At 41.3% G+C, this 23,574-nt stretch carries 20 protein-coding genes and 1 tRNA gene; 8 read left to right on the forward strand and 13 right to left on the reverse strand.

The genetic code is table 11. From position 1 onward, the window contains the following. Positions 1 to 397 precede the first annotated feature (397 nt). The 3 genes from V7K27_RS15960 to V7K27_RS15970 form a co-directional block, all read right to left on the reverse strand. Positions 398 to 844: a tellurite resistance TerB family protein gene (locus V7K27_RS15960; RefSeq protein WP_334948807.1), complete on the reverse strand. Its 447-nt coding sequence runs from the start codon at positions 842 to 844 to the stop codon at positions 398 to 400. 176 nt (positions 845 to 1,020) lie between these two features. After that, positions 1,021 to 1,158: a hypothetical protein gene (locus V7K27_RS15965; RefSeq protein ID WP_334948809.1), complete on the reverse strand. Its 138-nt coding sequence runs from the start codon at positions 1,156 to 1,158 to the stop codon at positions 1,021 to 1,023. 785 nt (positions 1,159 to 1,943) lie between these two features. Further along, positions 1,944 to 2,144, reverse strand: a complete 201-nt coding sequence (locus tag V7K27_RS15970; protein WP_334948811.1) for a hypothetical protein — start codon at positions 2,142 to 2,144, stop codon at positions 1,944 to 1,946. 331 nt (positions 2,145 to 2,475) lie between these two features. Between V7K27_RS15970 and V7K27_RS15975 the strand changes: the two genes are divergently transcribed. Further along, on the forward strand, positions 2,476 to 2,988 hold the full coding sequence (locus tag V7K27_RS15975) for a GNAT family N-acetyltransferase (RefSeq protein ID WP_334948813.1): 513 nt from the start codon (positions 2,476 to 2,478) through the stop codon (positions 2,986 to 2,988). Positions 2,989 to 3,148: 160 nt separating this feature from the next. Here the strand turns inward: V7K27_RS15975 and V7K27_RS15980 are convergent, their stop codons facing one another. Together V7K27_RS15980 and V7K27_RS15985 are read right to left on the reverse strand one after the other, a co-directional pair. Continuing rightward, positions 3,149 to 3,766, reverse strand: a complete 618-nt coding sequence (locus V7K27_RS15980; protein ID WP_334948815.1) for a class I SAM-dependent methyltransferase — start codon at positions 3,764 to 3,766, stop codon at positions 3,149 to 3,151. Between the two features lie 293 nt (positions 3,767 to 4,059). Further along, positions 4,060 to 4,209 (reverse strand): hypothetical protein, encoded by a 150-nt coding sequence (locus V7K27_RS15985; protein WP_334948817.1) that lies wholly within the window; start codon positions 4,207 to 4,209, stop codon positions 4,060 to 4,062. Positions 4,210 to 4,577: 368 nt separating this feature from the next. Between V7K27_RS15985 and V7K27_RS15990 the strand changes: the two genes are divergently transcribed. The 6 genes from V7K27_RS15990 (at position 4,578) to V7K27_RS16015 (ending at position 11,581) form a co-directional block, all read left to right on the forward strand. Next, positions 4,578 to 5,816, forward strand: coding sequence for a glycoside hydrolase family 10 protein (locus V7K27_RS15990; RefSeq protein WP_334948819.1), 1,239 nt, complete (start codon positions 4,578 to 4,580; stop codon positions 5,814 to 5,816). Further along, on the forward strand, positions 5,816 to 6,379 hold the full coding sequence (locus V7K27_RS15995) for a hypothetical protein (RefSeq protein ID WP_334948821.1): 564 nt from the start codon (positions 5,816 to 5,818) through the stop codon (positions 6,377 to 6,379). Before V7K27_RS15990 ends, V7K27_RS15995 begins: the two co-directional genes overlap by 1 nt. A gap of 659 nt (positions 6,380 to 7,038) precedes the next feature. Further along, positions 7,039 to 9,288, forward strand: a complete 2,250-nt coding sequence (locus V7K27_RS16000) for a GAF domain-containing protein (RefSeq protein WP_334948823.1) — start codon at positions 7,039 to 7,041, stop codon at positions 9,286 to 9,288. Between the two features lie 62 nt (positions 9,289 to 9,350). Further along, positions 9,351 to 9,422: transfer RNA gene (locus V7K27_RS16005), tRNA-Lys, on the forward strand. 231 nt (positions 9,423 to 9,653) lie between these two features. Next, on the forward strand, positions 9,654 to 10,148 hold the full coding sequence (locus V7K27_RS16010) for a hypothetical protein (protein WP_334948825.1): 495 nt from the start codon (positions 9,654 to 9,656) through the stop codon (positions 10,146 to 10,148). Between the two features lie 80 nt (positions 10,149 to 10,228). Further along, complete coding sequence (locus V7K27_RS16015; protein WP_334948827.1) at positions 10,229 to 11,581, forward strand: hypothetical protein; 1,353 nt, start codon at positions 10,229 to 10,231, stop codon at positions 11,579 to 11,581. A gap of 216 nt (positions 11,582 to 11,797) precedes the next feature. On the opposite strand, the gene V7K27_RS16020 is transcribed toward V7K27_RS16015, so the two are convergent. From V7K27_RS16020 to V7K27_RS16055, 8 genes are all read right to left on the reverse strand, one after another. Continuing rightward, positions 11,798 to 12,064: an NIL domain-containing protein gene (locus V7K27_RS16020; RefSeq protein WP_334948842.1), complete on the reverse strand. Its 267-nt coding sequence runs from the start codon at positions 12,062 to 12,064 to the stop codon at positions 11,798 to 11,800. Positions 12,065 to 12,503: 439 nt separating this feature from the next. Then, positions 12,504 to 13,385: a sulfate ABC transporter permease subunit CysW gene (cysW, locus tag V7K27_RS16025; RefSeq protein WP_334948828.1), complete on the reverse strand. Its 882-nt coding sequence runs from the start codon at positions 13,383 to 13,385 to the stop codon at positions 12,504 to 12,506. Then, positions 13,372 to 14,229: a sulfate ABC transporter permease subunit CysT gene (gene cysT / locus V7K27_RS16030; protein WP_334948830.1), complete on the reverse strand. Its 858-nt coding sequence runs from the start codon at positions 14,227 to 14,229 to the stop codon at positions 13,372 to 13,374. Before cysT ends, cysW begins: the two co-directional genes overlap by 14 nt. A 355-nt stretch (positions 14,230 to 14,584) precedes the next feature. Then, positions 14,585 to 15,736: a sulfate ABC transporter substrate-binding protein gene (locus V7K27_RS16035; RefSeq protein WP_334948831.1), complete on the reverse strand. Its 1,152-nt coding sequence runs from the start codon at positions 15,734 to 15,736 to the stop codon at positions 14,585 to 14,587. Positions 15,737 to 16,221: 485 nt separating this feature from the next. After that, positions 16,222 to 16,986: a sulfite exporter TauE/SafE family protein gene (locus V7K27_RS16040; RefSeq protein WP_334948832.1), complete on the reverse strand. Its 765-nt coding sequence runs from the start codon at positions 16,984 to 16,986 to the stop codon at positions 16,222 to 16,224. A gap of 385 nt (positions 16,987 to 17,371) precedes the next feature. Then, entirely contained in the window at positions 17,372 to 18,151 is a 780-nt protein-coding gene (locus tag V7K27_RS16045) for a class II glutamine amidotransferase (RefSeq protein ID WP_334948834.1), read from the reverse strand. A gap of 592 nt (positions 18,152 to 18,743) precedes the next feature. Further along, positions 18,744 to 20,471 (reverse strand): Rqc2 family fibronectin-binding protein, encoded by a 1,728-nt coding sequence (locus V7K27_RS16050; RefSeq protein WP_334948836.1) that lies wholly within the window; start codon positions 20,469 to 20,471, stop codon positions 18,744 to 18,746. Between the two features lie 563 nt (positions 20,472 to 21,034). After that, positions 21,035 to 22,435, reverse strand: coding sequence for a glycosyltransferase family 4 protein (locus V7K27_RS16055; protein WP_334948838.1), 1,401 nt, complete (start codon positions 22,433 to 22,435; stop codon positions 21,035 to 21,037). A gap of 626 nt (positions 22,436 to 23,061) precedes the next feature. Here V7K27_RS16055 and psaK point away from each other — a divergent pair. Continuing rightward, positions 23,062 to 23,322 carry a photosystem I reaction center subunit PsaK gene (gene psaK / locus V7K27_RS16060; RefSeq protein ID WP_334948840.1) on the forward strand — a complete coding sequence of 87 codons (261 nt, stop codon included), beginning with the start codon at positions 23,062 to 23,064 and terminating at the stop codon, positions 23,320 to 23,322. Positions 23,323 to 23,574 lie beyond the last annotated feature (252 nt).

Consider the following 23,574-nt stretch of genomic DNA (forward strand, 5'->3'; position numbering starts at 1 on the left):
TTGGCGCTTTCGGATAGATGATGCGAGAATTAAACTTTCACGAATCTATCCAACCCATCAAAACTAATGACATAGACTACTAGTAGTCTGTCAAGCTTAAATTGATGGGTAGTGCGAGCATCTTGCTCGCGTCGTGAGCGAGACGCTCACACTACCAACCCGTCAAAATGAATTTGACAGAACACTAGTACAGTACGGCGTAAATAAGTCACCCATTCCAAATCAATGAAACACTTATGCTGTATACCTGTTTGAATTTTGAATTTTGAATTTTGAATTCCGCCTTGCGGTACTAGTCAGAATAACATCAAAAATAGTGCCAAAGGAGTTAGGCTTCTTTGGCACGCTTTGTTTATAAGCTATTTATATAGTTTAATTAGGTATATCTTCTATCGCCCTATCCTCGGTTTTTAATCAAGGTTACTTGCACAATTTGTATTGCTATCTCATTAGAAACACCTAATGCTTGATATAAATCATTTAAGAAGTTTTTTTCTTCTTCAGGTTCAACGCCTTCAGCTAGAACTAAATCGGTGGCTACTGCAAAAGCTGCTTCTCGCAAGTCTTGAGATAGAGAATCTTTTGCTGCATTAAATAAAGCATTAAAATCATCACCCCGGAAAATGTCCAAGATTTTTTCAAACAGTCTGTTCATCATTTCATCAGGATAACTTTCAAAAAGTTTCATCCGGGATAGCACAGAAGTGATAGAATTTGCTTGCTTAACAGAAAGATAACCGTCTGAGGCTATTGCCATCAAGATAATGACAGCAAAAGCTTCCTCTGGATTGAGTGCTGCTTGAGTTTGGCTTTCTGTACCCAACACAGCGTCGAATAGACCCATTGTAGTAACTCCTTGCTTAGGGTCTCAATAGCGCTACAGTTACCTGTGTGTTTGGTGGATTTCCAGGTAGGCTGCAACGCTGTGAGACTTTCATGCTTTAGTGTTCCCAGGATTTCGTCACGGCGAACACTCGCACCCAATGGTTTTTGGCAATAACGACATTGCCATCTGTAAACTTAGCGTTCTCCTGTCTTTTCTATTGTTTCAATTACCGCTAAACCTATACCAGAAGCTGCTATTAACAGTACTCCTGATATCAAGTAGGCGTTTGTTAGCATTCGTAGAGCTTCATCGAAAAAAATATAGGTGGTCATTGCTTCACCTTTGGAAATTTGTGCTGCTAGTACTTTTTATTTCTCCACACCCCGATAGGTGAATTTCGCTGAGAAAGTGCTAGCAATTGCATCTTAACAAAACTTTAGCTCTTTCAGAACCCCGCTCAAACTTTTTCTTTCTGAAGATTTGATGAACTTTACAAAAAAGAGCATTAGGCATTGCGTGTTACATCCAAACGAAAATCGCGTCTGGATACAATGCGTTAGTATCCAGACGCGATACCTGGGGCGGGCTATACTTACGCAAATATGGTAGCATTTAACTTTTTGAACGGATAAAATTCCTTGTTTGAATTAGCAATCAGAGATTAGGAATTAGGATTAAAATAATCCTTTCTCAGTCCTCAATTCCCAACTTGCTGTGGTGAAGATAGGGAATCCTGGACGCGACCAGTTAAAATACGGTAAGCCTGCCAACTTACCGTTGATTAATCCTAGACAACGCGCAATACGGTTCGGATAAGGTTTTTTAATGACACGCCGCTTATCGCAAAGACGCGATAAATCGCCGTCTTTACAATAATCAGTCCTCTGTCTTGACGGCGATTTATCGCGTCTCTTGCCTTATTGTTTATATAAAGAGCAAATAAATTTATTTATGGGGATTTCAATTTTGAATTTTGTCCTTTAAAAACGATTCTTACAGAACAAAAATAAGTGAATAATCGTGATCTAAACCACAACTATCCACTCAAAGTTTACTAAATCCGATTTACTAGAAAAAACCCAATTAGATTATTGGCACTTGGGGAAGTTCAAACCAATTAACGTGACTCAGTTCCCTGATTGGGGCTACCTGCGATCGCATCTTCTCCTGGTGCTTCTGGTGTAGCAGTGGGTTTAGCATCACTCTTTTCAGCATCGCCAGTTTTGCGGATACCTTCCTCGATGGGGGTTTGGTAGCCACCAGAAGCGGTAGGCGTAGTTTCTTGATTATTAGATTTTTGTTTTTGTTCTTCAGCCATGACTATATTCCTAATCATCTATTGTTAGTATTATCTTAAGAAAATTCGGGTGTGAGTACATCTATCCAGAATCTAGTTATAGCTGATTCGCCCCTCTATCGGAAGTATTGTTTAGTACTACTCATGTCTGCTGACAAAAATCCATAAATATAGAATTTGTTAACCTAAGAACGCTTGCTGCCATTAAGGGAGAACTTGGAACGGCTTTGATGTCCAAGATGCTTTTGAAGTTGCTTTATTAATAGTTGCGGGGAAATGGCAAATGATCTGAGTGGATGTGAGTGAATAATATGGTGTGATGATTGTGAGACAAACTATCAGAGTGTAATTCATGAACCACAGCAATCTATCGTTACCATCTGGGTGTGTCCTTCGCAAAGCCACCTCTGCGGATAAGTGGTCGATTCGATTGCTGGTGTTCTGGGCGAAACTCGACCCAACCCAATTAAATTGGCAGCAATTTTGGGTAATTGAATGCGATGCCTACCGTGGGCAAAGCCTACGCAATCTGGCAGCTTGTGGACAGCTACGTAATTTCTCAGGGGCACAAGAACTTGGTAGTTTGGTCGTTGTATCAGCTTGGAGAGGTCGCGGTTTGGCTACTTTGCTAATCCAGCATTTGATTAATACAGCAACACAACCACTTTATCTTGAATGTTTAGGTGAACGACTGGCGCAATTTTACAGTCGCTTTGGCTTTGTGCCAATATCCTTTGAAGACTTGCCACAATTTCCCAAGATAAGTGGCAAGTCTTCGCTCAAGGGGAAATTTAGATTCTCGCAGTTAGCTAAAAAGCTGCTCAAAGTTCCTGTGGTGTTTATGGAATATCGAGGTAATTCGTAATTCGTAATTCGTAATTAAGATATGAAGAACAGGGGTGGATAAGTTAAAACACATCTAATTTGCTCAAATTTTCTCAATATCTTGTGGGGTGGGCATCTTGCCCGCCCTGATTATGCAAATTGAATGCCGATTAGCTTACAAACTGTTTTCAATCCTTTACCTAAATCGGAGGTTTAGTAAAAATCGTTAGTAAGACAGGCCCTAGTAAATAGTGGTGATTCAAACACAATAGCCCAGCAGAGGAGCCAAGAAGTTGACGTTGATTAGGGCTGTAGAGTCTAATTCCACGGGGAGAGACTGGCAATAATTGAGGTTCTGTCTCTTTTTTAGAAGTAATGTCAACTAAATAAAAGCGTCCACCGGGAGAAAGTACCCGTGCTATCTCACTAACTACCTGTTTAGGTTCCAAATAGTGCAAGAAGCTGATAGTACTGAAAACGGCATCAAATTGACCATCAGCAAAGGGAAGAGACTCAGCTTTGCCCTCGATATAAATTAAACGTGGACGGTGGCGGTTGCTCTGTCTTGCTACTCGCAACATATTCGCAGATAAATCCAATCCGGTGCCTTGCATATCGGGAAACTGAGTGGCAAGGCGCTCAAGTAAGCGTCCAGTACCACAGCCGATATCAAGTACATTTGCTGACTCTGGTAAATCGACGTACTCCAGCAATCGTTTGTGAACGGCTCGATAAAACACTGAAGGAAAGAGCCAGTCGTAACTTGATGCCCAGGCGTCAAAAAGTAGCTTTTTGTTACTGAAAAAGTTATCAGTCATCAGTTTTCGCAGCTTCCTTAAAGCTTGATGCTTTTTTAGCTTAAACGAAAAGAAGCCCTGAAAGGGAGTGTGTGGAGTATGTCACCAAAGCTCACCGCAGGTCTTACCCTGAGCCTGCGCCGTACCCTTCGGGAAGCAAGCTACGCGTAGCGTCTCTAAGAGTTGGGCATCGCTCTTGTTTCTGGCGCTGGCATGTTTCGATCTTCTTATAAGTAGTAAAACAAAATTAATTACACAAAATTTAACCTGAAACCCCTATCCAGCCTAAAATTTAACGTGTAAATATTTCTGTTTTATGACTTATCTTGCACCAGGCGACTAGAAGTCGCGGCTACACAGGCAAAACCCGCCTGCGCGGGTTGAAAACCTTGATTTGACCTTAGTCCGCGTAGGCGGACTTCGTTTGTATAGCCGCGATTTCTAATCGCTAGGGCTAGGTGCAAGATGTGTATCTTGCTTGTGTAGCTGCGTTCGCGTCAGCGTGCCGGAGGCTCTATTCTATTCGCCCTAGTTGAATGTGGGAAAACCACACACATCATGGCCTCTTGTATTTCACCGAATTAAAAATAGCGAGAATTGTCCGCTAAGGCACATTTATTAATTTACATCTGGGCATAAAATCATCATTTATTTACATCATCCGGAGGATTATAACTTTATTTTGTAGTTATATAAAGCAGAATTCAGAATTCAGAATCCAGAATTCAGAGAAGTAAAACAAGGTTTATACCTCGCTTTGGGACGAATCGTTGTGTACTTCATCAACTTGAAATCTGCTGTATATTCCGATCGCACTAGGTCAAGCTTACAAATGAATCGGGTTGCTCGCCGTGGTGTTTCTTACTTACTGTGTTTGGGATTAGTAATCACTTTAACAGTTCTTTCACTCTCTTCACTACCTGTTTATTCGCAAAAAATAAGTCCTTTAACTACAGAAATTCGCGGCGTTTGGCTCACTAATGTTGCTAGTGGTGTACTATTTGTCCCTTGGGGTATTAACCGCGCTTTAAATCAATTATCGGCTCTCAATTTTAATACAATTTATCCTGTAGTTTGGAACCGAGGACATACTTTTTATAAAAGTGCTATAGCCCAAATGACTACAGGTTCGGATACTCAACCTTTGCTCAATTTCATGCACGGTGGACAGGATGTTTTAGCAAAGATAGTGACACTTGCTCAAAATAAAAATTTGAGAGTCATTCCTTGGTTTGAATACGGGTTCATGACGCCGCATTATTCACAATTAGCAAGGCGTTATCCCGATTGGTTAACAATTGGGCAAGAAGGTATAAATTCTATTCAAGATGCCCCACCGGAAGAAATCGAGAATGGTTTGGTGAATAAACAGGCTTGGTTGAATCCTTTACATCCACAAGTGCAAGAGTTTATCCAAGGACTGATTTTAGAAGTAGTCAGGGATTACGATGTAGATGGTATTCAGCTTGACGACCATTTTGGGATGCCTGTACAGTTTGGCTACGATCGCTTCACTATTCAACTCTATCAGCAAGAACATCAAGGCAAAAGTCCCCCTGGTAATCCTTTTAACTCAGAATGGATGCGTTGGCGAGCAGACAAAATTACTGATTTCATGGCAGAAATTTATCAAGCTGTCAAGGCGGTTAAACCCAAAGTTAAAATATCTTTGTCTCCTAACTATCAAGCTTTTGCCTACAAATACTATTTGCAAGATTGGGAAAATTGGGTAAAAAAAGGTTTAGTTAGTGAGTTAATTTTGCAAGTATATCGAAATGATAAAAACTCTTTTATCGCTCAACTGGAACAACCATCTGTGAAATTGGCTCAAAGTCTAATTCCTGTAGGTATTGGTATATCAACGGGAACGATGGCTAATCCTGTGAAAATGGTACAAGTTAAAGAACAGGTTAAGGTCGTGCGCGATCGCAATTTTGATGGGATCTCCTTTTTCTACTGGGAGAGTCTGTGGGGTTATATCGTACCGGAATCACCCCAACAGCGACGCAAAGCTTTTTTTGAGATGTTTCATCCTAAAACTGTCCGACTATTAAAACCAAAGAAACTTTGATGCCATTCGCGCCGGAAAATACTAGATTTCGCTTTACATTGCTGTGGACTTTAGCTACTTTTGGCGGTTTTTTATTAAGTTTACTCTTAATTGAAGTCGGCGAAAAGCCAGATGTTGGGGTAATAGAAGCAGCTATCGGCGGATTTGCGATCGCACTTCCTCAAGGTTGTCTTCTCAAAGAACCGATATTTTGTATCAGGTGGATTTTGTCAAGTCTTTTGGGTTGGAGTATAATCACCGCGATCGGTATTGGTGCGGTGGGTTGGATTGTACCTAGCACTCAGATTCTTCCCCTGAGAATCCTGTCTGGGGTGATTTATGGTGCCCTTGGCGGCTTGGGGATTGGATTGGCACAATGGTTAGCAATTCCTCAGCCGATGGCGTGGCGATGGATATTTGTCTCTTCAGCAAGTTGGGCTGTTGCTGTCCCCGTGGGTTCTGCTGTCGGGATGATCTTGCACCGCCTGACGCAGTTATTCTTAGGCGAAGTCATGGGATTAGCCATCACTTGGCTGCTGGTTGGTATGCTCACAGGAATGAATGCTCACAAATTGCGATCGTAACTTCCCACTCCCCACTCCCTACTCCCCACTCCCCATATTAAGAATTATAAACTTAATTGATGTATACTGATGCTTGTACTGAGATATATGCAAGAATCTTAAGAAACTGTTAAAAATAAATTTCAGTAAGTTTGCCCTAACCTGCAAATGTATTTTCGCCTTCAAAAAGCAGGATTTGTGAAGCTGACTCCTACTTAGCTTTCCTAGATTTCTGATCAGAAGTAGAGAAAGATCCAAATTTCCATGAGCAACGGCTGACAAGACCTTGCTATAGGCGCTAAAGTGCATCTACTATAAGCGTATAAGCGTAACGACAAGAGAGCGCCTAGAAAAGTCAGAATGAGAAGGAGTCAGAATTCAGAATTCAGAATAGCCCATGCCTGAAGTCAGGGGTAACGGTCACGGAAAAAATTTTTCTTCTCCCAAGGGGAGACGCTAAGAGCGAACACGCGCGTTTAAAATCGTTTGCTCTAAACCTCGATTCTCCATCCAGTACTTCGACTGTTCGACCCTTCTCTACGAGACGCTGCGCGAACGGCGCAGGCTCAGGGCAAGCTACGGGCAGGCAAAAGCTCAGTAACTATCGCACAGAATCCATTCTGGATTCTGGCTCCTGAATTCTGAATTCTTCTTCGGTAATACCAGACAGGGACTCTCGCATGAATATAAATCCAGTGGAATCAACTATAGAGTTGACAAAATTATCACCTCCTCAGATTCTCTTTGGCACAGAAGTAGATGAGAAAAACAGTAGCGAGCAGTTTCTACTGAGCATGTACGATTCTGTGCAGGCATCAATATTTGTAGTGGATGTGCTGGAGGACGGAGATTTTCGCTATGTGGCACTAAATCCCACTCATGAGCGGTGGATAGGTATTCGCTCAGACGATCTCCGGGGGAAAAAACCAGAGGATATTCTGTCTCCCATTGATGCTGCTAAGGTGCGTCAGCATTATTCTGACTGCGTGCGATTTGGCAAAACTATTTCTTACGAACAATGTTTGCAATTCCAGGGAATTCCTACTTGTTGGAGTACGACTCTCACCCCACTCAGGGATGCTAACTCCAGGATTTATCGACTGATTGGTACTAGTAGCAATATAACGCCTGTGAAGCAAGCAGAACAAGCAGTTGGACTCCAGATTGAACGAGAGCAACTATTAGAAGCGATCGCCGGACGGATTCACCAATCTGTAGAATTAGAGACAATTATCCAGAAGTCTACCAAAGAACTCCGGCAGTTTTTGAATTGCGATCGCGTGCTAATTTATCGCTTCGAGGCTGATGGTAGTGGACTAATCATTGCCGAATCAAGTGTGGCCCCCAGCGATCGGCTATTAGGAAAAAAGATCACCGATCCCTGCTTCAGTCGCAAACATCGAGAACACTACGGACGAGGTTGCATTCAAGTTTTGGAGGATATTTATGCAGCAGGCTTGGATTCTTGCTATGTAGATTTCCTAGCATCTTTGCAGGTGAGAGCCAATCTAGTCGTGCCGATTTTCCAAGAGCAAGATATGTGGGGACTGTTGATTGCCCAGCATTGCCACGAACCGCGTCAATGGCAGCAAACAGAAACCGATTTGCTCAAGCAGTTGGCAACTCAAATCGGCATTGCTGTTCGGCAGGCAGAACTTCATCGGCAGATCAAGGATCTCAATGTCAAGATGGAGTCGCAAAAACAGAAGCAGATCAATCAGTTGCAGCAGGTGCGAAACTTTCAAGCCTTGGTGCAACGTATGACAGAACAAATCCGCGATAGTCTAGTTGAAACTCAGGTGTTGCAGACTGTTACCCAGGAATTAGCACAGTTATTGAACCTTGATCGTTGCCAAATCGAACTCTATAGCAGCTGCCAAACCCTGGTTACTATTACCTACGAGTACAGCACGAACCTACCCCAATGTCAAGGATTGACCAGACAGATTGCAGACCGTCTGGAAGCTTATCAGATTCTGTTGCAAAAACAACCATTGCAATTTTTGGAAATTGTCCCAGGATGGCAACCAAAGTTGTTGGTTATGTCCCAGATGGCTTGTCCAATTTTCGATACTCAAGGGATTTTGGGAAATATTTGGTTGACAAGACCATCACAAGAGGGCTTTGATGAATTTGAAATCGAGTTAGTGCAGCAAGTTGCAAATGAATGTGCGATCGCTATTCGTCAAGCCCAGCTTTATAAACAAACCCAGGCACAGGTAAAAGAACTAGAAAAATGCGATCGGCTCAAAAACCAATTTCTTAGAACTCTGTCCCAAGAACTGCGAACACCAATAACTAGCATCAGCCTTGCAGTCCAAACTCTCGAAAGTGTCCTCACACCAGCAGAAATATCAAATATAGAAATAGTTCCGCAACTATTGCAGATTCTGCATAACGAGTGTGGGCGAGAAAGCAAGTTAATTAACGACCTACTCACACTCACATATCTCGAAGCCGAACCCGAACCCCCAACTTTGATTGCCATTGACTTACAAAGCTGGCTTCACCCCATTGTCGAGTCTTTTCGAGACATCACCAGCTGCCAGCGACAACATTTAAACCTGATCGTTGATCGGGCGTTGCCGCCTTTAGAGACAGATATCACCGATTTGGAGCGGATTGTCACCGAACTGCTCAACCATGCCTGCAAATACACCCCAGCAGGCGAATACATCACAGTCTCCGCTCACCTCACAGGGAATGCAGTAGAGCTTAATATTACCAATTCTGGAATAGAGATTACCACCAATGAACTCTCACGGATTTTTGAGCCTTTCTATCATCTTTTCAAACATGATGCGTGGAAACATAGTGGTACTGGACTGGAATTGGCATTAGTGCAGAAAATGGTCAGACATTTAGGCGGCTCAATTTATGTAAAGAGTGCTAGAGGTCAAACCACCTTCACCCTCAAATTCCCCCTTTAATTTCTTTTTTGGGCGCGGCACTAGCAAATCTGTCAGAAGTTTGCTATGATTGTTATTCGTGTGGGTGACTAGCTCAACGGTAGAGCAGTAGACTCTTAATCTATTGGTTGCGGGTTCAAATCCCTCGTCACCCACTTCTTCCAGCCCTCCACAATTTACCTTTGCCTAAATCTTGCCTAAATTCAGCAAGTACCAACTTCTCAAAGCCCCTATTTTCGGGGATAAACAGCGATAAAGCTTTGACTAATTTAAATAAAAACCCCCTCTTGCCTTTGTGATGATTTTTATTACAAAGAATATCAATTAGTAATAAATAGAAAAATCTTAACTTTTTTAATTTTTATAACTATTAATTTCATGATTTTATGGTACTAAATAATTCAGTATTCATTGGCGTAATAATAGGTCTTATTACTGGTCTGATTAATGGTTGCGTTACTATATCTATTAATACTTTTCAAAGTAGTAGAGAAAAAATCAGAGAACTTCAAGACATATATGCTGGTTGCATTACCAGTCTTGCAACAGTATCAACTCTTTCAGGCGCTACAGAAAGTAACATGGATACTATAGAGCTATCTTTAGTTGAAGCTAAAAAATGGTTAGCTCTTTTATTAATACGTAGTAATAATAGCAATAACATTAAACTAATTAAGGAAGAAGTCTATTTATTCACTATAGGACAGTATAGAGAGCTATTGGAAAAAGCCACTATACATCCTCTTCAACCTATAAACCAATCTTCGGGAAAATATGTATACGTGTCCAACCAGCCTTTACGAGAACTTCTTAGTGCAGCAGATACGATGCTTCAACTAATTATTAAAGTTGGATCTAAAGATAAAAGATTATCGTTATAGCTAATTCCCAATTACACAGATGATATGGTAATGAGTTTTCGATATTTTGTAAGACAAACCTTCAACAAGGTAGTGAACAGATGGATAAGCGAATTATAGTAATTGGTTCAGCCCCGCACTCACGTTCAGTTACTGCATACAATTGGCATGAAATCCCTTTATCTTTAAATATTGCTGATTACGATATAGTTATTCTTAATTTTGTTCCATTAATGGAACAAAATTATGCAGCAAAAATAGATTTTAACTTATTGCCTCAAATCGAAAAGTTTGCAGAATTTATTTTCAGTAGTGAAAGTGAAGTTATTGCTATAGGAGCGCCGTATATTAAAATTGGTTTTCCTCCTAACTATGTATTAGTCGATTGGTGGCTACCAATTAAATTAAACCTAGTGCAAGATGTTGGCGAAACAATTCGGAATGTTGATCCAGCTTTTGATTATTATTTTCAGCAAATAGAACAATGGTTTTTCCATGTAGATGATCGTTTCAGAATCCAATTTGAATTAACGTATTATTTACAATTAATAAGTTCACATGCGAATGATTTGCAAGTAAAGATAACTCCTATAGCTCAAACACGCTATGATAAATCAATAGCTTTTAAAGTGAATTTAATCGCCCTATTTATTGATAAAAGATATGATTTTGGAAACCCACCTTATGAGAAGATAGTTAAGGAATCTGGAGACATTATCTGGTTACCTCAGACTACAAAAATATCAGATTATGATGCTATTAATCTAATATTAAGTAATCGATATGGTTTAAATCTTGAACAAACTTCTCCACTTTGGATAGAAAGTTACAAACTCCCTAAGCAAATTCCTATTGACGCAAAAATATTGCATTATAAAAATGAGATCCAAAGATTAAAAAGTGAATTGACTATAGCTCAACAAGATTTACAAGTTGAAATACGATTCCGTAAACTTCTTTATGAACAAGGGGTTGATGGATTAGAACCTATTGTACGTGATGCATTAAGAGAATTGGGCGCTACAGTACACGACCCTCTTGTAGGAGAAAATCGGGAAGATGGGTTACTTGAAGATCCTAAAGGTCGAAAAGGGATACTAGAAATTAAAGGTAGGACTAAATCTCTAGCGCTTGCTGATGTACGCCAGCTTGATCAATGGGTACAAGATGCTTTATTTAAAGATAATTCAGAAGATAGAAAAGGCATACTTATAGCTAATATGTATTGTGGGGTATCACTTGAACAGCGTAAAGAACCGTTTCCCGCCAATTGTATTGAGAGGGCTAAAAGAACCAAACATTGCTTGTTGACTACAAGGCAAATTTACTATGCAATTTGTTTAAAGCAACAAGGTAAATTTCTGGTGACAGATTTCTGGGACTCGATATTTAATACAGATGGTGCTTGTTCCTTACCTGAGATTGAACCAATACTCCCTAATTGTATAGAGTGAATCCCCAGAGATTAGAATGTATCATCGCGGATCTGAAACCCAGATTGCTTGTGCAAGAAGCCCGTGATCTGAGTTATCCAGTTCGCTAATCTGTTAAATAGTTTTGCTTCTCTGATTAGCAAATATGGTAAATATACAGGGTTTCAGACATTTGAACGACAATGTTCAATAGGGGCGCACAGCTAGCTGTACGCCCCCTGTCTGTTGCTATAACCTTTACCAATCACTTGCTTTAGTGTCATCCCAGACTTCCAACTCCAAATCGCGGAGATAGGTTAACCCGCTCTGAATTTGTGCATCTGTTCCTTGTAGTTCAAGGTCAAACCACCCATCACCGACAGCATTGGCTCCCAAAATCGCTGCTGTGATATTCACAGTCAGTCCATAGTCAGACACCAGGCGAGAAATGACAGGTTCCTGGTGATAATTCTGAGGAATTCTTAGTCGAATCCGTTTATTGGTAAGTGTATTGTCACTAGCCATATATACCAGTCTGCTTTGATTTGTGAAATTATTTGCGTAGACAGGGAGTGGGGAGTGGGGAGTGGGGAAGAAGCCTTTTCGGGGTGTACTGATTTTTTTCATAAATCAAATACGAGTCCTATATATCTGAATTATTTCAATCCCTGATCGGGATTGGTACAGAACTACCCTTAACCCTAATGGTAATTTACTGAGAGGATGTTTTAAAAGTGGTTGGCTGTAATTTTAGGCACTTGTTGATCCCCCCTAACCCCCCTTAAAAAGGGGGGAACCAGAATCAAAGTCCCCCTTTTTAAGGGGGATTTAGGGGGATCTAAAACGTTTTTATACCGTTCAGAGGACTTTTAAAACATCCTCTGATAGATAATAGGTAGATCGTACCATGTCCCATGATTTGCTTGTATCCTATTTAAAGGATAACTATAATCGCTTGATTTTTCTATTCAACATCTTTAATGGTGGTTTTGCGTTCTAAAATCTCCTTCAGCACTAAGGTTACTACTGCTAGCAATGCTAATAGTACAGCCGCAGAGAAAGCAGCTTCGGTTTCGTATTGTTTGTAAGCGTCTTCTACAAATAGTGGTAAACTCTGGGTTTGGTCGGCAATGTTGCCAGATACCACCGAAACCGCCCCGAATTCACCCATTGCTCTGGCATTGGTCAAAATTAAACCGTAGAGTAAGCCCCAACGGATACTGGGGAGGGTGACGCGCAAAAATATCTGCCAATCTTTCGCACCTAGAGTTCTAGCAGCTTCTTCTTGATCCTTACCAAATTCCTCTAAAACAGGAATCACTTCGCGGGCGACAAAGGGCATACTCACAAAGGCTGTAGCCAGTACCATACCTGGAAAGGCAAAGATAATTTTGATATCATGTGCCTGGAGCCAAGGGCCAAACCATCCATTGCGTCCATAAAGTAGCACAAGCATCAATCCTGCGACTACGGGCGAAATCGAAAAGGGTAGGTCAATTATGCTCAAAACTATGGCACGTCCAGGAAATTTATGACGAGCGATCGCCCAAGCTGCACACAACCCAAATACAGTATTTACAGGCAGAGAAATCAAAGCTAGCAATAGTGTCAGCCAAGCTGCATGGAGAAAAGCTGGGCGCGTCAGGTTGGACAGAAATGGCCCAAATCCTTTGCTGAAGGCTTGGACAAAAACGTTGATTGCCGGGATATATTGAACTAGGGCTAAATAGGCGATCGCTACACCAATTAAAACTATTGGCACCCAACGATTCTCCTCTTTAAGAGGTTTGGCTGTATCTGATGCAGATGCAGATGAGTGAAAACTTGGCTTATTATCTAGTGTCATATCGCCTTGCCCATGCTTGTAAGAAATTAATTGCCAATAGCATTACCAATGAAATTAATAGTAGAACTATGCCAATTACTGTTGCACCAGAATAGTCATATTGCTCTAATCGCTGGAAAATCAGCACAGGTGCGATTAAATCTTTGAATGGCGTATTGGAAGAGATAATCACAGTCGAACCATACTCTCCAACTGCACGGGAGAAACCCAAGGCAACCCCAGTTAAAATCGTCGGAAATAAAGGTGGCAAAATCACTTTCCAGAAAGTCTGCCATTGAGAAGCACCCAGACACCAAGCGGCTTCTTCAATTTCATGTTCCATTTCCTGAAGCACGGGTTGCACAGTTCTCACGATAAAAGGTAGTGAGATAAATATCATTGCTACCGCTACTCCCGTGCGGGTAAAAGATACCTTAATTCCCAGTGGTGCTAGTAGCGAACCTATCCAGCCATTATCGCTGTAAACTGTTGCCAGGGTTAGCCCTGCTACCGATGTTGGCAGCGCAAAGGGTAAATCTACTGTGGCGTCAATTAAGCGTTTTAAAGGAAAGTCGTAGCGAACCAGAACCCAAGCAATCAGAGTTCCAAATACGCCATTGAGTAAGGCAGCAAATATTGCTGTAAAAAAAGTGACGTTATAGGTGGCTAATGCAATATCACTGGTTGCGATCGCCCAAAATCTCGCCGGAGTTTCTGTACTCGCTTTCAGAAACATGGCAATTATGGGGATAAATAACATCACCGTCAGGTATCCTATGGTGATTCGCCAAGTCCAAGGAACCCGCCCCAATGTCTTCCAGAATGGTCTTTTGCGTTCAACTTCCACAGAAGGAGATAGAGTCATAGTCAAAAATTCAAAAAATGATTTGAAAAACTTTTTTGTCAGTGATTCAGTTGTATCTTTTCCACTGACTAATAGACATCTCCAGAAATAACAATTCAAAATTCAAAATTCAAAATTAAAGACATTTCAGACGAAGAGAAGTGCCTTGCGGGGGTTCCCCCCGTTGCGGCAACTTCGGGGGATTTAAACCCCGACTGAAATGGGTGCTACACGTAGATGTAGGGGTCTTAAACCAGTAGGGGTCTGAATCCCCTAATCATTGATTCTGAATTCTAACTTCTGACTTCTGACTTCTGAATTCTGAATTCTGACTTCTGAATTCTGAATTCTGAATTCTGCTGTATCTACTGACTAATTACTTTTTTTTGGCTTGAATCTGGTCAAAAATAGCTCCATCTGCGAAGAACTTCTTATTGACTCCATCCCAACCGCCGTAGTCTGCAACTGTACCCAGAGTTTTCACCTTGGGAAATTTATCTGCAACTTCCTTAGTTAGGGTCAAACTCTCATCCACCGGTCGGAATCCCAATTTTGCAAACTCCTGTTGAGCCTCTGGAGTATATAGATATTTGACAAAACCTTCAGCAACTTCACGGTTGCCGTGTTTATCAACATTTTTGTCTACCACGGCGATGGGATTGTCGATGGAGATATTGATATCAGGAATGATCGCAGTCAACTTTTCACCCTTTAGTTCTGCCAAGATAATCTCATTTTCATAGTTAATTAGGGCATCACCTTGACCCTGCTTGAAAAAGGCATCAGTAGCTTCACGGGCATCTTTAGTCAGCAAGGGCACATTTTTGTACACTTTGGTAACAAACTCAGTCGCTTTAGCATCATCTCCACCAGTTTTAATCACTGAATTCCAAAGAGCTAAGAAATTCCAGCGAGCAACTCCTGATGTTTTCGGATCAGCAGTAATTAGTTTTATACCGTCTTTAGATAAATCTTCCCAAGTCTTAATGTTTTTAGGATTTCCTGGACGCGTGACTAATGCAGCCACCGATTTGGAAACAATACCATTATTAGGAACTTCTTTCTCCCATCCTGCCTGAATCAATCCAGCTTTCTCAATCTTTGAAGTGTCTCCAGCCAGCGCCAAGTGGACAACATCTGCTTCCAAACCATCGATAACGGCGCGAGTTTGGGAACCAGAACCGCCATAGCTTTGCTTGAAGACGACAGTTTGGTTATGATCTTTCTTCCACTGTTCGACAAATTTAGGAATGATCGCTTCGTGAGCCGCTTTGGTAACTGCAAAGGAAACTAGAGTTAATTCAACATTATCTTTGCTTGCAGCCACAGGAGTAGCACTAGCATTAGGAGTTTCAGAGGAAGAAGTATTCCCAGTTCCTCCACCGGAGCAGGCGGCAAGCGCCACACTCAATACAGTACCTACCAAAAAGAGTGATAGAAAGCCTTTGAGTGAATTTAGTCTGAACCGATACGTTCTATGTTCAGCGTAGGCTTGTAACCTTTTCAGTGAGTGTTGCCACAAATTCATTCTATTTTCTCCATTCAATCTACAGATAATTGATCGGAATACAGTTATACACTATTATATGTGCTGTTTCTAATACTGGATTATTCCATATATCTAGTTGCAAACACCGAAAAGCCTCACATTCTTTATCAAGAACATGGTGATTTTACCAGTTCTGTGAGGAATTAGAAATGCTTTTATTTTTAACTATCAAGTTGTCATTACAATTGACTACTTAGTAGGTTGGGTGGAGGCTTTGCGTAACCCAACATCCTGATATATGTTGGGTTGCGCTCCGCTCCACCCAACCTACGTCTACGTCTAATGCACTATTAAAGCCATGAGGGTCCACTACGTGCATTTCACTAATCTTATACTAGTCCTATATCAAGTTGTCATTACAATTGACTGCTTAGTGTATCAAGCAAATTGCTAGGGAATAGCTAATTTTTTGAGGATAGTTTATTCTAGCGATCGCTGTAGCCCATCGTAGACATCGGCTTCGCTCAAACCCGTGCAACAGAATCAAATAACGTCTTGAGTGCAAGAGCGATTACTGTAGTGAGAAATATACGCCGCAACCAGATATTGCTGAGTCTGAGGGCAACCCGCGAGCCGACGATTCCACCGATAAACATAGTAATACTCAGAATAATACCTAGCTTGAAATCAACTATTCCCTGTGTAAAGAAAATAATGGTGGCAATCAGCGAAGAAAAAATGTTGATAAACTTTGTGTTTGCGATCGCCTGAACAAATGTCATCCGAAATAGTTTGACATAAGCTGCTGTGAGCATAGTGACATAGCCACCACTAAAGAAACCACCATAAACACCAAGTACAAAAGTTGCTACATATCCACCAATTTCTGCTATTTGTGATGGACTCTCTATTGTTGAAATGATTCCGGCATTCCGATTGCTGATTGAAAAGATGGCAACCGCAATTATGAAAATCGAGATAATCAGAGGCATCGATTTTGAAGGTACAACTAAAACAAGTAATGCACCGATGATTGAGCCTAAAAGCGTTAGGAAAATAATTATTGGCAAGCGACTGATGTCAATTACTTTTTTACCAACAAAAGGTAATGTACCACCAATACTCATAAAGGTTAATGCCAACATATTGGTCGCAAGAGCAGTACGGGGTTCGATACTCAATTGCAACATTACAGGGACGGTAATCAAAGAAGTGCTTCCTGTAATTACACTTAATATACTTGTTATAAAGAAAATTGTTATGAGGAGGAGTAATTGGGTAGCAGTCATTAGATATTTTATTTTTATGTTGTTAAAAATACATTTTCTACAAGGATGCTTGCAATAGCCAAAAGATATCTAAAGCTCTTATTTGAAAAAACTTACAGCCTTGTTTTAACTATATTAATCTAGATATAATTCAGTGTAAAGCTATAAAATTTATACCAATAAAAGTGGTATTTTTTATATAAATTGGTAACAACTAAGTTGGGGAAAGTTGTATAAATTGGTAAATTTTAACAATTACTGTGTCCTTAAATAGCGAGTCTATTTACTTGAAAATTAACTGTAAATTACTGAATATGAAAAGCATGAAAAGCAAAACCCATCTAGAAAGTATCTAAATGGGAAAAATATCTGGTTAATTTTTGAATTCGCTAACAGGATCAGATTCTTAGGTGAATGCATATTTCAGAGGTAATCCGTCCTGAAAAACTAGTAATTCTCCCGGTTGGATTTGTGTCCAAACTTCGTTGTCAGTGAGGGGTGTGGTAGCAATGACAGCGACGCGATCGCGTTCGGTAGTCACCTCCCGAAAATCTACGGTCATGTCTTGATCAATTAAATGAGCGGCTGCAAAGGGCGCTTGGCGAACAATGTAGCTGAGTTTAGTTGAGCAATAAGCAAAAAAGTGTTCTCCATCTGATAACAAGTAATTAAATATACCCAATTTGGCAATTACAGCAGTAATTTCTTGCAGCACAGGGTAAAGTTTCTTGATATCAGGCTTACCATCAGGAAAGTGCGATCGCAATGTTTCTAGCATCATACAAAATGCTTTTTCACTATCAGTGTCACCTACAGCTTGATAAAAGCCCAAATTTTCCGGATCAAAATTTGGCAAATTACCATTATGGGCAAACACCCAATACTGACCCCACAATTCTCTGCGGAAAGGATGGCAGTTGTGTAGGGCAACTTCACCCTGAGTGGCTTTGCGGATATGGGCTATGACATGGGTCGAGTGGATGGGATAACTCCGCACCAACTCCGCTACTGGAGAAGCAACAGAAGGTTGGGCATCTAAAAACATCCGACATCCCCTTCCTTCAAAGAAAGCAATGCCCCAACCATCGCTATGATCATCCGTTTTTCCTCCCCGTGCAGAAAACCCTTCAAAAGAAAAGCAAATATCCGTTGGAACATTGCAATTCATTCCGAGCAGTTGGCACATAATAAGGCCATAGCAATAGTTTCAGCGATGAAGAAAATTATTCATACCATTGACGTACTATTTTAGAGCTTTTTGTAAATTTAAAACCGTATTTAACTTGACATTTTTCGTTAGTTCAAAAATACTATTGATGTACCAAGGACATACATATAGCAGTTTTCGGTTGAGTAGGTACTAAACCCCACCCCCAACCCCCTCCCCGCTCTTCGAGAGGGGGCTATGATGTGCCTCATTTAAAGACAAAAAGACCAGCATCCCACAGCTGGTCTAGAAAATCTTTTTTTGCGTTGTCTTCTCAAGAGAGTTAAAACCCAATTGCGCGTTCCCAAAATGCAAGGGGCAACTTTTCTTAACAATATTGTAACAGCCAACACAGATTTTTCCTGAATATTCATTAAAAAAGATGGGAGAAAAGCTTAAAAGCCTCTATCTATCAGGATAATTCAGCAGATTGCAAGGTATAGATGGGTGAGTAGGGAGACAAGGGGGACAAGGGAGATAAGGGAGATAAGGGAGATAACGAGAATGACTAATGACTAATGACTAATGACTAATGACTAATGACTAATGACTAATGACTAATGACTAATGACTAATGACTAATGACTAATTGTGGTTTTCCCCAGAGGATGCTCTCCTGCTTGTAAATGGCAATTCCCGGTTTTGCTCCTTTGGGTTTGTAGACGTGTTTTAGCTGAGTGTAAACTACTGGCACTTGATCGCTCTGACGAGCGCGACTGTAGTAGGCGGTAAGATTGGCTACAAATTGCAAATCAGTTTCTTCTGCAACAGCACCCGGTTCTAGACGTAGTAGCACATGGCTCCCTGGAATTTCTTGAGCGTGAAACCATAGGTCATAATCCCCAGCTACACGAAAGGTCAATTGGTCATTTTGGCGATTGTTACGACCGATTAATACTTCAAAGCCGCCGGGGGTAAGGTAACGATGAAAGTTGGTGCTAGGGGGTTCATTAGCGCTACGGCTGCGGTATTCTGGATCTTCTAGATACTTTTGCCCAATCAACTCTTCGCGGATTTCTTCTAAAGCTCGCAAATCTTCTGCTGTTTGGTAGGTGTCTATCTGAACGATCGCAGCTTCTACTTGCTCTAAATACTCAATTTCTGTCTGTACTTCTAATAGTAGCGGTTCGACAGCAGCACGAGCGCGTTTGAGCTTTTGGTGCTGTTTGTATAGACTTTGGGCATTTTGGACGGCATTTTTATCTGGTTGGAGAGCGATCGCTACTGGCAAATTTGTCTCAAAATCAGCAAGGATAATTTCTTTCATCCCCGGTTCCCAGTTTTGCAGGTGAGCCATCAATAAATCAGCTTTTTGGCGATACTCATCGGCTTGATCTGATTGCTGCAAGCGCGTCTTAAAGGTTTGAGCCTTATTCCGTAATTTCGCCAGAATATTATACAATTTCTGACTCAACTGATGGCGCAATTGGGAAAATAACTGTTCGTTAATCTGGTTACTGTAGTAGCGGTTGAGTAACTGCTGAATATTTTTGACGTTTTCAACTGCACCCCAACCCATTACGGTGTAACCATCTTTTGTCCAAGCGGGTTTAAACTTACTGGAATCCAAAGCTTGTAGCCATTCTGACCAACGCTCAAACAGCCGTCGCCAATCGTCAGGGTTGAGGCTATCGGTGGATGTTTCTGGTGCGATATTTGCTTCTAGCAGCATTAACTCCAGTAGGGCTGCACTCAAGCCACTATAACTTTTTAGTAATTGCCGTTTGATTGCTCCTGGGACTAAACTTACCCGTTCTTGCCAACGTTCTTGAGATTCGCTCAAACTAGGGACAGGCCCAGTTAGTTTCGGTGGTGTTTCATAAGGTTGTCCGGTTTGGATGGGACGAACACTAGATTGTTGCTGACTGACTTGATGGGCGGCGGTGATAATTATATTGTTGGCATCAGTGAGAATAACGTTGCTATACTTGCCCATGATTTCTGCATAGACATGATATAGGGCGCTTTCTCCGGGACGACGGGCAAATTGCAAATCAATAACCCGCTCCCAAGGGGCGATCGCTTCAATCGCCACCAGTGCCAAACCACCCAATTGGTGTATCAATTGTTGGCTAAAGGTAAAAGTATCTGGCGATCGCGGTGGTGGATCGCCGATACAAATATGTGCAGCTTGGGGATGCCAAGAAATCTGTAGCCAATCCCGTTGTTTCAGGGTGCGTAATGCTATGGCAATAGTGTAGCGATCGCGCTGATAAACCTGTTCTGTCCGCGAGGGCAGCCAGTTAGCGCGAATTTCGCTACAAGTAGCTGTAAGGGTGGTGAAGTCAACTGGTTGCAAAGCGATTACTTATTAACATTCAAAAGCATAGCGATCGCTATGCTTTTATTTTCGTTTAGTCAAAGCATAGCAGACCTAAACTATCATAGCGGTTACTTGGTTTGGTGATAGCTGCCAATAAAAAAACGCAGAAATATATCATCAGATAGACTTCTGCACTTGGGTGACAAGTTACTTTTTTATCAAAAAATTGGGTTTAAAACCCCGTGCTTCGAATCCCTTTTTAAGTTTTGTGGCAATGCATCTTTATCCCCGTTACAAAACTGTACTTCCGACTTCCGACTTCCGACTTCCGACTTCATTAGACCTCTTGCAAAAGTCCCTAACACCCCACCCCCAACCCCTCCCCGCTTGCGGGGAGGGGAGACAAAGCGTAGCTTTGGCGGGGTGGGGTTCTTATTTTTGATTTATGCAAGAGGTCTATTAAACAGTCTGTTTTTGGTGTCGAGTTTTGCAAGCTCAAGCGATGCCGAAGGCGGGCTTCGCCTACGCTGGCAAAGTTAAACCCAAAGTACTATCAGTATTTGCAGTATTTGTAACTGCTTTAATTTGATCCAAGAGAATTATTTAGCAACCAAAACTGGCTCTTTTGGTGTTGACTCCACTAATTCGGCTGTTGACTGCACTAATTCGACTGTTGACTGCACTAGTTCTTTTGCTGTTGATTGCACTAGTTCGGCTGTTGACTGCACTAGTTCTTTTGCTGTTGAGGCTACTGGTTGTGGCTGCAACACTTGGGTGTAAAGTTCACTCAGCTGATTTGCTACGCCATCCCAACTAAACTTGCTTTCAACACGCTTTCTACCGGCTTTACCCAATTCGTCTCGCCACTCTGGATTTAAGAGAATTCGGTCAATGGCAGAGGCAAAGGCATCGACATCTTGTGGTGGTGCCAATAAACCAGTTTCTTCATGAACCACAGTAAACTGAAGTCCGCCGACATCGCTAGCTACAACTGGGGTATTGCTTGCCATCGCTTCGATCGCCACGAGTCCAAAGGGTTCGTAGTGACTGGGAACAACGCAAACATCGGCAGCTGCGTAATAAGTTGGCAAAATATCTTGACTCAGACGACCGGCAAAAGTGGTAAAGTCGCTCATCCCCAATTCGTTGACGATTTGTTCAATGCGATCGCGCTCTATGCCGTCGCTGTTACCTGGAGTACTACCACCACCAATAATTAGCTGGAGATTGTTGGAGTCGCGTAGCCCAGACTCGTTTACTGCACGCACTAAGGTTTCTATACCTTTGCGTGAGTCAAAACGTCCTACATATAATACAACTTTCGCTTCTTTGTCAATACCCAATTCATCTCTGGCTGGTTCTCGTGCAATCGAACCAAATCGCTGAATATCTGTACCGCAGGGAATGATGTCGATATTGCCTGCGGTGGAAACTAGCGATCGCATATGTTCCTTTTCTTGCGGACTTGTCGCCACAATTCGCTCTGCTATTTCCAACACCTCTTTTTCCACTGCTAATCGCTGACTCGCAATCAGAGGAATATTTTCTTTTTCTATAGTGTTGTATTTGACTGCTCCTAAGGAGTGGTATGTGTGAACCTGTTTACTCCCTTGGATTTTCTTCAACTCCATTCCCACCCAACTAGAGAGCCAGTAGTTAGTGTGAACTAACTGGTATGTAAAGTCATTTTCTAGTTGAAATTTGCGGAAATTATCCACAAATTCTGGCAGATATTCAAAAATCTCATCTCGCGGCACAAAGTCAAGGGAACCAGCTTTTAAACGAATAGTTCGACAATTGTCGCTGTGTTCAACAATCGAGTCTTGCTCCAGACTCACCTTGCGGGTAAACATATCAACTTGCCATCCTAGCCGCGCTAGTGCTTCACCCACGTAGCGCACATAAACATTTTGTCCCCCAGCTTCTTCTTTCCCTATTTCAATCGCCGGGTCTCCGTGGACGGAAATCAAGGCAATACGTTTTTCGGTGGTAGAGTTCATAGTTTGTGTGTTGCTGATTTTAACAAAGTTTTAGGCTGTTTCAAGTTCGTGTCTAGCACACTTACCTGAATTGTTTAAGAACTTTGATTAATATTTATTTTAATTTAATATGTCTAATATTTTTATATCTTCTGCCAGAAGTATGCTTTAAATTAAGTATTTAGATTTAATTTATTTAGATATAAAAAATTCTTTTAATTATCATATTTCATACTTTTGATAGATGAAAATTATATTTTTATCTAATTGATACAAATATAATTCCATAGATATAGCAATCCTATTTTATTTGCTCTCTACCGAGAGGCTTAGATCCCCGACTTATTGAAGAAGTCGGGGATCTTTTTGTTGGTAACTCCTGCACGGATTGCTGTAGATGCATTGACGTGAATTCGACGAAGTTAGAGTTGTAGTTAAGGTATAATTTAAAACAAAAAAGCCGCTTAGTTTGTAGATTTAAGTTCAAACCAGTTACCCCAGTCAACTCACCGCGTTGAACTGACGTTGTATTAAGCAGTAAGAATAAGTGTTAAATATTGATGCAAAATTGGGTACTTTCTGGAATTTGTTTCGGAAAGTTTCAGATTATATTTTCAATACATTAAGAAATTTCAGGAGCAAATCAGGTGTTTACTTCAACCTTACTCGCTGCTGCAACCACACCCCTGCAATGGAGTCCGACAGTTGGGCTGATTATAATTCTGGCTAATATCGTTGCCATTGCCTTTGGCAAATCTACCATCAAGTATCCCAACGCCGAACCAGCACTACCCTCAGCTAATTTCTTTGGTGGTTTTGGTTTACCAGCGCTTTTAGCAACTACCGCCTTTGGTCATATCTTAGGAGTGGGCGCTGTCTTAGGGCTGCATAACCTGGGAAGAATTTAGGTTTTTAACCCAAGTTAGCTTTTATTTGATGATTCTTTTGTCTCTAGCTTTGAGCCAGATAGTTAGTTCTCTGGCTCTTTTTTATCGTAAATTAAAGGGTTTAATACCATTTCACACAAACCCTGATACATATAGATTTCTCGTAGGGGCACAGCATTGCTCATAGGTGTCAACTTAAGGTGAAACCCTTGCCAAGACGTGATATTCAATTCTTTGGCTTCTCATCACGATCCGCGTTACCCCACCCTAACC

Source organism: Nostoc sp. (assembly GCF_036919575.1).
GTDB lineage: Bacteria > Cyanobacteriota > Cyanobacteriia > Cyanobacteriales > Nostocaceae > Nostoc.

What these genes read in the sequence shown, in the direction of transcription:
- V7K27_RS16035 (WP_334948831.1), bottom strand. Translation starts at nt 15,736, where the DNA reads ATGAATTTGTGGCAACACTCACTGAAAAGGTTACAAGCCTACGCTGAA.
- V7K27_RS16055 (WP_334948838.1), bottom strand. Translation starts at nt 22,435, where the DNA reads ATGAACTCTACCACCGAAAAACGTATTGCCTTGATTTCCGTCCACGGA.
- V7K27_RS16040 (WP_334948832.1), bottom strand. Translation starts at nt 16,986, where the DNA reads ATGACTGCTACCCAATTACTCCTCCTCATAACAATTTTCTTTATAACA.
- V7K27_RS16000 (WP_334948823.1), top strand. Translation starts at nt 7,039, where the DNA reads ATGAATATAAATCCAGTGGAATCAACTATAGAGTTGACAAAATTATCA.
- V7K27_RS16015 (WP_334948827.1), top strand. Translation starts at nt 10,229, where the DNA reads ATGGATAAGCGAATTATAGTAATTGGTTCAGCCCCGCACTCACGTTCA.
- V7K27_RS15970 (WP_334948811.1), bottom strand. Translation starts at nt 2,144, where the DNA reads ATGGCTGAAGAACAAAAACAAAAATCTAATAATCAAGAAACTACGCCT.
- V7K27_RS15980 (WP_334948815.1), bottom strand. Translation starts at nt 3,766, where the DNA reads ATGACTGATAACTTTTTCAGTAACAAAAAGCTACTTTTTGACGCCTGG.
- V7K27_RS15990 (WP_334948819.1), top strand. Translation starts at nt 4,578, where the DNA reads ATGAATCGGGTTGCTCGCCGTGGTGTTTCTTACTTACTGTGTTTGGGA.
- V7K27_RS15995 (WP_334948821.1), top strand. Translation starts at nt 5,816, where the DNA reads ATGCCATTCGCGCCGGAAAATACTAGATTTCGCTTTACATTGCTGTGG.
- cysW (WP_334948828.1), bottom strand. Translation starts at nt 13,385, where the DNA reads ATGACACTAGATAATAAGCCAAGTTTTCACTCATCTGCATCTGCATCA.
- V7K27_RS15975 (WP_334948813.1), top strand. Translation starts at nt 2,476, where the DNA reads ATGAACCACAGCAATCTATCGTTACCATCTGGGTGTGTCCTTCGCAAA.
- cysT (WP_334948830.1), bottom strand. Translation starts at nt 14,229, where the DNA reads ATGACTCTATCTCCTTCTGTGGAAGTTGAACGCAAAAGACCATTCTGG.
- V7K27_RS16045 (WP_334948834.1), bottom strand. Translation starts at nt 18,151, where the DNA reads ATGTGCCAACTGCTCGGAATGAATTGCAATGTTCCAACGGATATTTGC.
- V7K27_RS16020 (WP_334948842.1), bottom strand. Translation starts at nt 12,064, where the DNA reads ATGGCTAGTGACAATACACTTACCAATAAACGGATTCGACTAAGAATT.
- V7K27_RS15965 (WP_334948809.1), bottom strand. Translation starts at nt 1,158, where the DNA reads ATGACCACCTATATTTTTTTCGATGAAGCTCTACGAATGCTAACAAAC.
- V7K27_RS15960 (WP_334948807.1), bottom strand. Translation starts at nt 844, where the DNA reads ATGGGTCTATTCGACGCTGTGTTGGGTACAGAAAGCCAAACTCAAGCA.
- V7K27_RS16010 (WP_334948825.1), top strand. Translation starts at nt 9,654, where the DNA reads ATGGTACTAAATAATTCAGTATTCATTGGCGTAATAATAGGTCTTATT.